Origin of the sequence: Halomonas sp. SIMBA_159, assembly GCF_046536035.1 — a bacterium.
Lineage (GTDB): Bacteria > Pseudomonadota > Gammaproteobacteria > Pseudomonadales > Halomonadaceae > Vreelandella > Vreelandella venusta_A.
In genome coordinates this window covers 41,626-53,182 of the sequence record NZ_JAWJBT010000027.1, presented here as the reverse complement: position 1 = coordinate 53,182, position 11,557 = coordinate 41,626, and the positions used below count along the sequence as shown (strand labels likewise).

Genomic DNA, 11,557 nt, shown 5'->3' with positions numbered 1-11,557 from the left:
TCATTCACCGCTGGTAACGCTTGGCGTCCCCGGCAGCGGATGCGTACTTTACGGATTCGCGGCCGGGTTGGCAAGAGGGTTTTGAAAAAAAAGCGGCAGACGATGCCAAAGGCAAGTCTGCCGCAAACCACCGATCAGTACCCTGACCAGAGAGTGCCTGGTAAACGCCTAGGCTTAAATCTCAAAGCCCAAGCCAAAATCTTCGCTTGAGATGGCCATTAAGCTGCCCGCTCCCGCTTGGATCATTGCCGCGTGCGCTTTGGTACGCGGTAACAAACGCTGGTAATAGAACCGCGCTGTATTCAGCTTTGCCTGATAGAAAGCGTCATCATCACCGTCCTGGGAGGCAGCCGCCTGCTTGGCAGCACGTGCGAACAGGTAAGCAACCGTCACGTAGCCTGAGTACATCAAATAATCGACGCTAGCAGCCCCTACTTCTTCACGGTCCTGCATCGCTTTCATACCGATGCCCATGGTGAGCTCGCCCCACTCGGCGTTCAGCTTAGCCAGCGGCGCAATAAACTCTTTCAGCGCAGGATTGCTCTCCTCTGACTTACAGAACTTGTGAATCTCTTTAGTGAACACCTTTAGCGACTCGCCTTGGCTCATCAGCACTTTGCGCCCCAGCAGATCAAGCGCTTGAATACCGGTCGTACCCTCATAGAGGCGTGTGATGCGCGCATCGCGCACCAGTTGCTCCATGCCCCACTCTTTAATAAAGCCGTGGCCACCAAAAATCTGCACGCCTTCATTGGTACACTCGAAGCCCACTTCCGTCAGAAAAGCTTTGACGATGGGTGTTAATAGACCGAGCAGCGTCTCCGCTCGCTCTTTCTGCTCGCCCGGCGCGCCGTGCTCAACAATATCGAGCATTTGAGCGGTATACAGCACCAGCATGCGGCCGCCTTCGGCAAAGGCTTTTTGTGTCAGCAGCATACGGCGTACATCAGGGTGCACAATAATAGGATCAGCGACTTTATCCGGCTCTTGTACGCCAGACAGCCCACGCATTTGTAAGCGGTCGCGCGCATAGCTCAGCGAGTTTTGGAAGCTAGCCTCCATCAACCCCAAGCCTTGTATCCCCACGCCTAGGCGAGCCGCGTTCATCATAGTGAACATGCAGGCCAGACCTTTATTCGGCGCACCCACCAAATAGCCCGTTGCGCCGTCAAAGTTCATGACGCAGGTAGCGTTACCACGGATACCCATTTTGTGCTCAAGCGAACCACAGCTGACGCCATTGCGCTCGCCAGGGTTACCCGCAGCGTCCGGCAAAAATTTGGGCACAACGAACAGCGAAATACCTTTAGAGCCTTCGGGGGCATCCGGCAGCTTGGCCAGCACGAGATGGACGATATTTTCAGCTAGATTGTGTTCACCGGCCGAGATAAAGATTTTGGTGCCGGTCATATGGTAAGCATCACCTTCAGCGGGCACTGCACGAGTTTTGATCAAACCAAGGTCGGTACCGCAGTGCGGCTCCGTCAAGCACATAGTGCCAGTCCAAACACCCTCTACCAGCTTGGTAAGATATGCAGCCTTTTGCTCATCAGTGCCGTGGTGACGAAGCGCATCCGCCGCACCATGTGACAAGCCCGGGTACATACCCCACGCCAGGTTAGTGGCGCAGATCATTTCAGAGAGCATCATCGCCAATGAATGTGGAAGGCCCTGACCACCCTGTTCAGGATCTGCCGCCAAACTCGGCCAACCGCCTTCAACATACTGCTGATAGGCTTCTTTAAATCCTTTAGGAGCTTTTACCTCGCCCCCTTCCAGCAAGCACCCCTCCTCATCACCGCTTTGATTGAGAGGTAGCAGCACCTCACGAGCAAAGCGACCACCCTCTTCCAAAATCGCACTCACGACATCTGGCGAGGCATCTTCACCATTGGGTAATGCGGCGTAGTGGCTTGGGTAATCAAACATTTCGTCCATCACGAAACGCATGTCACGCAGAGGGGCTTGATAGCTGGGCATGTCACTTCTCCTAAACAGGGGGCTGAAAGGGCTGGGCTTTACCAACGGCTTTCAAACACATGTTTGAAAATTAGCGCGCTCACACAGCACAGTCAAGCAGTCGTTTGAATTAAGCTCAAAAACCGACTACAACTTTGGTCGCCATAACTAGAATGACCTGTTTTACATACAAAAAAGCCTGCTCGAAATATGAGCAGGCTGGCCAGGAGCAGTGTGCTTAAAGCGGATTACTGCATGCGTATACCGCCATCCAAACGAATCACCTCTCCATTGAGCATGGGGTTGGTAATGATTTGCTCTGCTAACAGCGCAAACTCTTCAGGTTTCCCCAAGCGCTTGGGAAAAGGCACGGCAGCAGCCAATGCCTGAGCGGCCTCATCCGGGATTTCGCTCATCATTGGCGTCTCAAACACCCCAGGAGCAATCGCCATGACGCGAATGGCATGGCGGGATAACTCTCGCGCCGCTGGCAGGCTCATTCCCACAACCCCCGCCTTAGAAGCGCTGTAGGCACACTGCCCCACTTGCCCATCAAACGCCGCAATAGAAGCTGTGTTGATAATCACACCACGCTCACCGCTATCACCGGGCTGGTTGTTAGCCATCGCAGCAGCAGCGAGCCGCATCACGTTAAAGGTGCCGACTAAGTTGATATTGACCGTGCGCGCATAGCTATCAAGATCGGCAGGATTACCTTCTCGATCCACCAGCTTGGCGACGCTCACCACACCCGCGCAGTGAACCACCCCAGAAAGCCCACTTTCGCCACCCAACGCCACCGCCGTATTCACCGCCTGCTGCATATCAGCGGCAGAGGTGATATCAGCGATACAGGCTTTGGCCTGAGCACCCAGCTGTTCTGCTAGATTCGACACTCGATCACTCATATCGCACAGCAGCACATTAGCGCCAGCGTTTACCAGCCGCTCTGCCGTTGCCGCCCCAAGACCTGAGGCAGCGCCAGTAATCAAAAACGTACGATCCTTTACCTGCATGACACTCTCCCTATGAATTATGAGTTATCGCGTACTTGCTCTGCCGCTTGAGCACGTAGCTTAAAGCGCTGAATCTTGCCGCTGGGTGTTTTAGGTAGCTCATCGACAAACTCAATCACCCTAGGGAAAGCGTGGGTAGAGAGCCGTTCGCGCACCTGCTGGCGAATTTCTTCGGCCAGGGCATCACTCGGCTCATAACCATCGCGCAACACAATGTAAGACTTGATCACTTCACCACGAATCTCGTCCGGCTGCCCCACCGCCGCGGATTCCGCCACCGCTGGATGTGTCATCACGCTATTTTCAACGTCTGTCGGGCCTACCCGATAACCTGCAGTAGTGATGATGTCATCGTCGCGGCCTGCAAACTGGAACGAACCATCTTCATTGCGAATCACCACATCGCCGGTCAGGTAGTAACCGTTAACGAAGGGGTCTTTCTCCTGCCAGGTATAGCCTTGGAAAAAGTGGGCGGGTGAATTCTTGATATCCACCGCTAAAACACCAGGCTCACCGGGCGGCAGCTCGTTATATTCCGCATCAAGAATGGCCAGTCGGTAGCCCGGCATAGGAACGCCCATGGCCCCCACGTGTTTGGGGTGCTCAAGAGAGTGGTGGTTATTACAGGTCATCCCGGTTTCCGTTTGGCCGTAATGATCCATCACCGGGCAACCCAGCGATCTTTCTACCCAGGTAACAACCTCCGTGTTCAGCGGCTCGCCAGCAGAGCTGGCTGCTCGCAGCGTTAATGTTTGATGGGCGTCATCAAACAGGCCAGACGCTTTCATCAAACGGTATGCCGTCGGCGCCGCTGCAAAATTGGTGATGCGGTGGCGCTTCATAAATGCCAGCGCACCCTCTGCACTGAACCCTGTTTCACAGAAATGGGTTGTAACACCCAGTAAGAGCGGCCCAGCAATAGCGTAATAGAGACCATAGGCCCAGCCAGGGTCCGCCATATTCCAGAAGCGGTCATCTTCACGAAGGTCAACCGCCAGCTCCATATAGAGCGCAAATGCGGTCATACCCGATAACGGCACCGCTACCCCTTTGGGCTTGCCCACCGTGCCGGAAGTAAACATCTGTAGAAATGGCTTATCCGGCGAAAGCCGGGGTGGCGCCTCACTCATTGACGTATACGTCAATGCGGTCTGCCAATCGAGGTCGTTGGCATGCTCACTGGTTGCACCGCCCACGGCTAAAACGGGCGGACACTGACTTAAGCCATCAAACTTGTAGCGATTGGCATGATCGGTAATAACCAACTTGGTATCGGCACGGCCAAGACGGTAATCCACGGCGTCCGGCCCAAAGGCAGTAAATAGCGGCTGGTAGACGGCCCCGATGCGCCACGTTGCCAGCACGGTGATCAGCAAATTAACAGAACGGGGCAGCATGCAGGCAATCCGGTCGCCCTCACCGAGCCCTTGGCTTTTGAACCAGCCTGCTAATTGGCCGCTCTGCTGATCAAGTTCGGAATAGGTCAGCGTATGGGTTTGGCCCTGGGTATCTTCATGCACTAGCGCCAATACATCACCACGCCCTTGGCGCACATGCCGGCCACAACAGGCTTCAAAGGCGTTTAAATATCCATCCTGATGGTCGTCAAGCTTGGCGACGACGCTATCAACCGAAAAGCTTTCAAGAAAAGTCGAATACGGGGGAAGTGACGTGGATGTTGCTGTCATGACGGCTCTCTTATGTTGTTGGTCGTGAGCACCCGGACAGGCAGGATTCAACGTAGCGTTGGCATTACTGTGCGTTTACGTTAACGGAAACCTACCGATAGACCAACGCTAAAAGCATTTACCCAAGAGCGCAAGCCACAAGCGCGGCTATGAGGTTAGACGTTGGTCGATTGGGAAGAGACAGCGCCAAGCATTAGCGCGACAGGATCATTGCCACCAGCTCATCAGCAAGGTCGTCTGGGGTGCGCGGGCCGTTGGGGTCATACCAACGAACGGTCCAGTTCAATGCGCCTAAAATAAAGCGAGAAACGAGAAAGCGGTCGCCATGAATCAGCCCTGCCGACAGAGCATCATCAATCACCTCAACCCACATCGCCTCATAAGCATCGCGTAGGTGGCTAAGGTGGGCACTGGCGGCGGGGTCTAACCGTCGCCATTCAAACAGCGCCACCACGTGAGCATTACGATCTGCAAACAGCGTTTCCAGGTGAGCCCTTGCCATGGCATGCAGCCGAGCTTCTGCGCTGTCGGGGCAAGATTGCAACGCGGCTTTTGCGATACCTAGCGCGTTCTGGGTGCCCTCCTCAATCACTGCTGCCAGAATTTCCTGCTTATCTTTGAAGTGATGAAACAGGCTGCCGGACTTGATGCCCATTTCCTGGGCCAGCATGCGCACCGTGGTGCGATCAAAGCCCTCTTGGACGAATAGCTGAGCTGCTAAGCGCGTCAATTCCTTGCGGCGAGGAGATGCATTCATTACATTCATGTCATTTACACTAGCGCTTGCTTGGTTACGTAGGAGAAGACCACAGCCCCGCGAGTGGGTCAACGCATCGCTAATCACTCAGCCAGATAATCACAAAAAATCTATCAGGAGATAGACAATGAGTAGCGCTACCGACGTCGTCTTTTTATCCGCCGCCCGCACCCCGATGGGCGGCATGATGGGCAGCCTTTCCAGCATGAGCGCCCCCGAGCTTGCCGCAGTTGCCATCCGTGCCGCCATTGAACGCGCAGGCATCGATGCTGCCGCTATTGAAGAGGGCATCATGGGCTGCGTTTTGCCTGCTGGCGTTAAACAGGGCCCCGCACGCCAGGCGATGCGCCAAGCAGGCATTCCCGATGCCAACGGTGCCACCACCATCAATAAACTCTGCGGGTCAGGCATGAAAGCCACTATGCTCGCGCATGATTTGATCAAAGCAGGTAGCGGAGAGATTTTATTAGCAGGCGGCATGGAGTCTATGTCGAATGCGCCTCATGTACTCACTAAGGCACGCGGCGGCTATCGACTGGGCCACGGAGAGCTCAAAGACCATATGTTCCTAGATGGCCTGGAAGATGCCGAAACCGGCAAACTTATGGGTGTCTTTGCGCAGGATGTAGCCACAGAGCGCGGCTATACCCGCGAGCGGCTGGACGACTTTGCCATTGCTTCGCTTGAACGAGCGATGGCCGCCACCAACAATGGCGATTTAGACGCCGAAATGGCCCCTGTCACGGTCACCACGCGCCAAGGCGACACCGTTGTTTCTCACGATGAGCAGCCCTTCCAAGCCAAGCTGGATAAAATCCGTCAGCTGCGTCCCGCGTTTGCAAAAGATGGCACCATCACCGCTGCCAACGCCAGCTCTATCTCCGACGGAGCGTCGGCTCTGATTCTTGCCAGCAAAGAAGCAGCCCAGCGTCACGACATCAAACCGCTGGCCAGAATGCTAGGGCATGCCACTCACTCCCGTCATCCAAGCGAATTTACCATCGCCCCTGTAGGCGCAATTGAAAAGCTGATGAAAAAGCTTGGCTGGGGCGTTAACGATGTCGATCTGTTTGAGATCAACGAAGCCTTCGCCGTCGTGACCCTCATGGCCATGGACGACCTTGGCTTACCCCATGAGAAGGTGAACGTGTTTGGCGGCGCTTGTGCTCAAGGCCACCCTATTGGCTCCACCGGCTCCCGTATTATTGCCACGCTAATTCATGCTCTGCGCACGAAAGGCGGCAAACGCGGTATTGCCAGCCTTTGCATTGGCGGCGGTGAAGCCACCGCCGTTGCCGTTGAACTCATGGATTAAACAGCCCAATACACTATCCATGTCGCGTCTTGGCAGAAGCTATGCCAAGGCGCGCATATCGTCTTTATAATCGCGATCACTCGATTCAGCGCTGGCCATTGCTTGCCAATCTAACTGCTCCAGAGGCCGTTCCGCCTCATCTTCATCATGTGCGCCAGATACTGGAGCCTCTTCAACAATCTGGAACTGCCCCGCATACTCACGCATCTGCAGCGCTTCCTGAGTTAACCCCTCTGCACTTTGCGCCGTTTGGTTAACCAGGCGCATCGCATCTTGAGTTGTCGCGTCGATTTGCGTAACGGCAACGTTCACTTCTTCAATACCGCGACGCTGCTCTTCAGAGGCTTTAGCCATTTGTGCCATTAAATGCTCGACTTCCGTCGCGGCCTGCATAATTGCCCGAGTGTGCTCGCCGGCCTGCTGGGAAAGCTCGCTACCTTCTTCAACGCTTCTGCGCGATGCTTCAATACGCGCACGAATATCGTGAGCAGCATCGGCACTGCGCGTTGCTAGCGCCCTCACTTCGCTAGCCACTACGGCAAATCCGCGCCCATGCTCGCCAGCCCGCGCCGCCTCTACAGAGGCGTTCAATGCCAAAATATTGGTTTGGAACGCAATGCTTTCGATTACCTTAATAATGCTTTGAATTTCTTCGGAGTGCTCGTTAATAGACTGCATGGTGGCGATAAACTGAGCGATCACTTCATCGCCCTGCTGCGCTTTATGAGACACGTCGGTGGTAGAGCGATTTACATGCGCTGCGCTTTCTGCGTTTTGATTCACCGTCGCGGTGAGCTGCTCAAGGCTCGCGGCCATTTGCTGCAGCGCCGATACCTGAGAATCGGTTTGTCCAGCCAACTGCTGGCTTTGCGTCGCCATGGCTTGGCTGTCGCTATACACCTGCTGGCTGCTGTTATTGAGATGATTTACGGTGGTGGTTAATGAACGCTGCATATTCGCCAGCTCGCTAAACAGCTGGCCAATTTCATTATTGGCGTGCGCCTCCACCGGAGAGGATAAATCGCCCTTGGCAATACGTTTGAAGTGTTGAGTAATAACGCGCAGCGGCCGCAAAACGTTCCGACGTACGCCCCATACGACTAGGCCTACGACCAGCAGCGCCAGCACGACAACCCCCACCACCCCCATAAACAGCAGCGATGAGACTTTCTCAAAACGGTCAAATAGGCCAGCGCCACGGGCCACTGAGTAGCCGTAAAACGCTTCTGCAGTGTCAACGAACTGCTGGCTGCTATCATCCACCCGAGATTCGCCAGAAAGAAAGCCGCGGAAATCGCGCTCTTCTAGCATCATCATCTGCAGGTTAAGGTTATTATTCACCAAGGATTGAAAATTACTCGCCAGTTGGCCAACCAGCTCTGGCTGCTGCTCCTCAGGAAAGTGCGCTTGGAAAGCCTCAAAATGCGTGGACGCTGACGCCAGCAGCCGGTTCGCCTCCTCCACAAGCGGCTCGGGGCGATCAAAAGAGGGAGTGCGGATCAGCTCAGCTGCACGGTTCATCTGCACCCTTGCGCGCAACAGCTGTGTATAAGCGCTGTTTAGATCGCGCACCTGGGCCATGTCGCGTTGCTGCATCGATGTAAACGCATCGCGGCCAAACTGATTGGCAAACAGCCCCAAGCCGCCGATGGCAAGCACAAGGCAAGTGAAGGTCACGAGTACCAGCGTCCAGCTTGCCTTGACGCTTAGATTATTGATTACTTTCATAGTGCACTCCGTCGAGATAGGAATGATCAGCTTTTTTGCAGCGGTAGCCACAGCTGTAAACGGCGGCGGATCTCGAACAGCGCCTGTTCGTAAGCGTCTAACTTACTGATCAAGCGGGGGTCACGGATGTCCCAGAATAAAATTTCGTCTGCCTTCCCTTGCCAGTCCCGGCACGCCTGCTGAGCTTTGTCACACAGCACGATCACCACGTCGAAGGCTTCGTTCTCGAATTGATCTAACGACTTGCTGTGCAGCCCCTCTGTCGAAAGACCCTGTTTTTTTAAGGCTTCAAGGGTTAGCACATGAGGCTCATCAGGTGCCGAGCCTGCACTAAAAGTTTCGAAGCGATCCCCGGCCATATGGCGAAGTAGCACTTCTCCCATCAGGGAGCGCGCAGAATTGGCATTGCAGAGAAAAAGCACGCAACGCTTCGACATAGTTCAACAACCTCTTATTTAATTTTACATCGCCACCATACGCCCAGATGATGACGGAGATATTGCAGCTCAAGCCGGCGGCTAGAAATATACGAAAAAACATATATTATGAAAGCCATCTAAGGCTGTTTTCACCAAGGAGCCCCCATGGCCCTGCTTGCGGATTTACCCAATCTCGACCCTGAGCTCTTTCAAGCCCCTAGCCTCGAATCATTGGGGTTACCGCCCTCCTCGCTTCCCGCGCCAAAAGTGCTGCTGCTGTACGGATCGCTACGCGAGCGCTCATTCAGCCGCTTGGCGGTTGAAGAAGCCGCCCGCCTGCTGAACGCGATGGGCGCTGAAGCACACATTTTTAACCCGCGCGGCCTGCCGCTCCCTGATGCCGAAGATGCCAGCCACCCGAAGGTGGAAGAGCTACGCTCCCTAGCACAGTGGGCAGACGGCATGGTGTGGTGCTCGCCAGAGCGTCACGGGGCGATGACGGGCATTATGAAAGCACAAATTGATTGGATTCCCCTGGCGTTAGGCGGCGTACGCCCTACCCAAGGCAAAACCCTGGCCGTGATGCAGGTTTGCGGTGGTTCACAATCGTTTAACACGGTGAACCAGCTGCGCATTTTGGGCCGCTGGATGCGCATGGTGACGATCCCTAACCAATCTTCCGTACCCAAAGCCTTTATGGAATTCGATGACAACGACCGCATGAAGCCCTCGCCGTTTTATGATCGCATCGTGGATGTCATGGAAGAACTCGTAAAATTCACCCTGCTGGTACGGGAGCGTAGCGACCTGCTCACCGACCGATACTCAGAGCGTAAAGAGAGCGCCGAAGAGCTTTATAAGCGCGTTAACCAGCGCGCCATCTAATCAAGGAGTGAGGTGCCATGTCACATCAGGAGAAGGCAGCCCCCAGCAGTGCTGATATGGGGCTTTTCGAGCGCTATCTTTCGCTTTGGGTCGCCGCTGCGATTGTGGCAGGTATTGCGCTGGGACAGTGGGCCCCCGCCATTCCCGAGGCTCTCTCACGCTTTGAATATGCGCAGGTGTCGATTCCGATCGCTGTACTGATATGGGCGATGATTTTCCCCATGATGGCGCAAATTGACTTTAGCGCCATTGCAGGCGTGCGCCGCCAGCCAAAAGGGCTGGCCATCACCACCACGGTGAACTGGCTCATCAAACCCTTCACCATGTTTGCCCTGGCGTGGCTATTTTTTATGGTGATTTTTAAACCCTGGATCCCTGATGCGCTGGCCAGCCAATACCTCGCAGGGGCCATTTTGCTGGGCGCTGCGCCCTGTACCGCGATGGTTTTCGTCTGGAGCTACCTGACCCGTGGCGATGCGGCCTATACCCTGGTACAAGTCGCCCTCAACGACCTGATCATGCTGTTTGCCTTTGCGCCAATCGTGGTCTTGCTGCTGGGTGTTTCCAATATTCAGGTACCCTGGGATACGGTGCTGCTGTCGGTAGTGCTCTACATCGTCATTCCCCTGGCGGCAGGTTACCTCACGCGAAAAACCCTTATCGCTAAGCGCGGTGCCCAGTGGTACGACAACGTCTTTATGAAGCGCATAGGCCCCATCACTCCCATGGGATTGATCATTACCCTGGTACTGCTTTTCGCGTTTCAAGGCGATGTCATCCTGAACAATCCACTGCATATTGTGCTTATCGCCACTCCGCTGATACTACAGACGTTTTTAATCTTCTTTATCGCCTATGGTTGGGCAAAAGCGTGGCGCGTACCGCACAATATTGCTGCTCCCGGGGCGATGATTGGTGCCAGCAACTTTTTTGAGCTTGCCGTGGCCGCCGCCATTGCGCTGTTTGGCCTGCAATCGGGCGCTGCTCTAGCAACGGTGGTGGGTGTACTGGTAGAGGTACCGCTGATGCTGGCCCTGGTGCGCATTGCCAATAACACGCGCCAGCATTTCCCTACTCATGCTTAAGGAGCCTGCTTGATGGCGCACTATTTGATTTTTCTCGGCTCGACCAGAACGTCAACGCCTCCCGCGCCCGCCCGCCTTGGCGAGCGGGTAGCCAAAGCGTGCTTGCAGTTACTCAGCGCACAGCGCGATACGACGGCGGAGATTATTGACCCGCTCTCACTCGATTTGAGCGGTCCGTTTAAACCGCATTTTGCCTACTCCGCCTCCACGGTACCGGATGACCTGGACGCCCTAGCAATGAAAATTGATCAAGCAGATGGCTACGTCATGGTCAGCCCTGAGTACAACCACGCCATGAGCCCAGCACTGAGTCATTTACTGAATCACTTTGGCGCGTCGCTATTTGCGTTTAAACCCAGCGCCATCGTCACCTACTCCATGGGCCAGTGGGGCGGTGCCCGCGCTGCGGTGAGTATGCGCTCGTTTCTATCTGAGCTGGGCTGCTTGCCTGTCTCCGCGATGATACATATCCCAAAGGCTCATGAAGTCCTCGATAGCGATGGGCAATTCCGTGCAGAGCAAGAGCGCTGGGAAGGCTATTTTGGCCGCACGCTAGCACAGTTGATATGGTGGGCAAACGCCGCCAAAGCGCACAAGGCCGAGCAAGATCCTACTAGCCTATCGCCAGCTATTAACCAAACACCCTCTCAGCGTGACGCCCCTTAATGGATGGTGAACATGTTGACTACCCACCCACGTAAGAGG

At 55.0% G+C, this 11,557-nt stretch carries 10 protein-coding genes; 4 read left to right on the top strand and 6 right to left on the bottom strand.

Annotated features, from left to right (window positions below):
* Window positions 1–174 precede the first annotated feature (174 nt).
* The 4 genes from R0J87_RS16320 to R0J87_RS16305 form a co-directional block, all read right to left on the bottom strand.
* Window positions 175–1,980, bottom strand: coding sequence for an acyl-CoA dehydrogenase C-terminal domain-containing protein (locus tag R0J87_RS16320; protein WP_498887479.1), 1,806 nt, complete (start codon window positions 1,978–1,980; stop codon window positions 175–177).
* Between the two features lie 227 nt (window positions 1,981–2,207).
* Entirely contained in the window at window positions 2,208–2,975 is a 768-nt protein-coding gene (locus R0J87_RS16315) for an SDR family NAD(P)-dependent oxidoreductase (RefSeq protein WP_498887478.1), read from the bottom strand.
* 17 nt (window positions 2,976–2,992) lie between these two features.
* The gene (locus tag R0J87_RS16310; RefSeq protein ID WP_498887476.1) at window positions 2,993–4,663 is read right to left on the bottom strand and encodes an AMP-binding protein; all 1,671 of its coding nucleotides are present in this window, start codon (window positions 4,661–4,663) and stop codon (window positions 2,993–2,995) included.
* A 193-nt stretch (window positions 4,664–4,856) separates the two neighbouring features.
* Entirely contained in the window at window positions 4,857–5,420 is a 564-nt protein-coding gene (locus R0J87_RS16305) for a TetR/AcrR family transcriptional regulator (RefSeq protein WP_058576310.1), read from the bottom strand.
* Between the two features lie 127 nt (window positions 5,421–5,547).
* Here R0J87_RS16305 and R0J87_RS16300 point away from each other — a divergent pair, with 127 nt between their 5' ends.
* Entirely contained in the window at window positions 5,548–6,735 is a 1,188-nt protein-coding gene (locus tag R0J87_RS16300) for an acetyl-CoA C-acyltransferase (RefSeq protein WP_498887475.1), read from the top strand.
* A gap of 39 nt (window positions 6,736–6,774) precedes the next feature.
* Here the strand turns inward: R0J87_RS16300 and R0J87_RS16295 are convergent, their stop codons facing one another.
* Window positions 6,775–8,463, bottom strand: a complete 1,689-nt coding sequence (locus R0J87_RS16295; protein ID WP_498887473.1) for a methyl-accepting chemotaxis protein — start codon at window positions 8,461–8,463, stop codon at window positions 6,775–6,777.
* A gap of 26 nt (window positions 8,464–8,489) precedes the next feature.
* Entirely contained in the window at window positions 8,490–8,900 is a 411-nt protein-coding gene (locus R0J87_RS16290; RefSeq protein ID WP_498887472.1) for an arsenate reductase ArsC, read from the bottom strand.
* 147 nt (window positions 8,901–9,047) lie between these two features.
* Between R0J87_RS16290 and arsH the strand changes: the two genes are divergently transcribed.
* From arsH to R0J87_RS16275, 3 genes are read left to right on the top strand one after another with little or no spacing between them, the layout of a single operon-like run.
* Window positions 9,048–9,767: an arsenical resistance protein ArsH gene (gene arsH, locus R0J87_RS16285; protein ID WP_498887470.1), complete on the top strand. Its 720-nt coding sequence runs from the start codon at window positions 9,048–9,050 to the stop codon at window positions 9,765–9,767.
* A gap of 17 nt (window positions 9,768–9,784) precedes the next feature.
* A complete protein-coding gene (gene arsB, locus R0J87_RS16280; RefSeq protein WP_498887468.1) occupies window positions 9,785–10,852 on the top strand; it encodes an ACR3 family arsenite efflux transporter in 1,068 nt (355 codons plus the stop codon).
* 12 nt (window positions 10,853–10,864) lie between these two features.
* Window positions 10,865–11,518, top strand: a complete 654-nt coding sequence (locus R0J87_RS16275; protein ID WP_498887467.1) for an NADPH-dependent FMN reductase — start codon at window positions 10,865–10,867, stop codon at window positions 11,516–11,518.
* Window positions 11,519–11,557 lie beyond the last annotated feature (39 nt).

What these genes read in the sequence shown, in the direction of transcription:
- R0J87_RS16310 (WP_498887476.1), bottom strand. Translation starts at nt 4,663, where the DNA reads ATGACAGCAACATCCACGTCACTTCCCCCGTATTCGACTTTTCTTGAA.
- R0J87_RS16295 (WP_498887473.1), bottom strand. Translation starts at nt 8,463, where the DNA reads ATGAAAGTAATCAATAATCTAAGCGTCAAGGCAAGCTGGACGCTGGTA.
- arsH (WP_498887470.1), top strand. Translation starts at nt 9,048, where the DNA reads ATGGCCCTGCTTGCGGATTTACCCAATCTCGACCCTGAGCTCTTTCAA.
- R0J87_RS16320 (WP_498887479.1), bottom strand. Translation starts at nt 1,980, where the DNA reads ATGCCCAGCTATCAAGCCCCTCTGCGTGACATGCGTTTCGTGATGGAC.
- R0J87_RS16315 (WP_498887478.1), bottom strand. Translation starts at nt 2,975, where the DNA reads ATGCAGGTAAAGGATCGTACGTTTTTGATTACTGGCGCTGCCTCAGGT.
- R0J87_RS16305 (WP_058576310.1), bottom strand. Translation starts at nt 5,420, where the DNA reads ATGAATGCATCTCCTCGCCGCAAGGAATTGACGCGCTTAGCAGCTCAG.
- arsB (WP_498887468.1), top strand. Translation starts at nt 9,785, where the DNA reads ATGTCACATCAGGAGAAGGCAGCCCCCAGCAGTGCTGATATGGGGCTT.
- R0J87_RS16275 (WP_498887467.1), top strand. Translation starts at nt 10,865, where the DNA reads ATGGCGCACTATTTGATTTTTCTCGGCTCGACCAGAACGTCAACGCCT.
- R0J87_RS16290 (WP_498887472.1), bottom strand. Translation starts at nt 8,900, where the DNA reads ATGTCGAAGCGTTGCGTGCTTTTTCTCTGCAATGCCAATTCTGCGCGC.
- R0J87_RS16300 (WP_498887475.1), top strand. Translation starts at nt 5,548, where the DNA reads ATGAGTAGCGCTACCGACGTCGTCTTTTTATCCGCCGCCCGCACCCCG.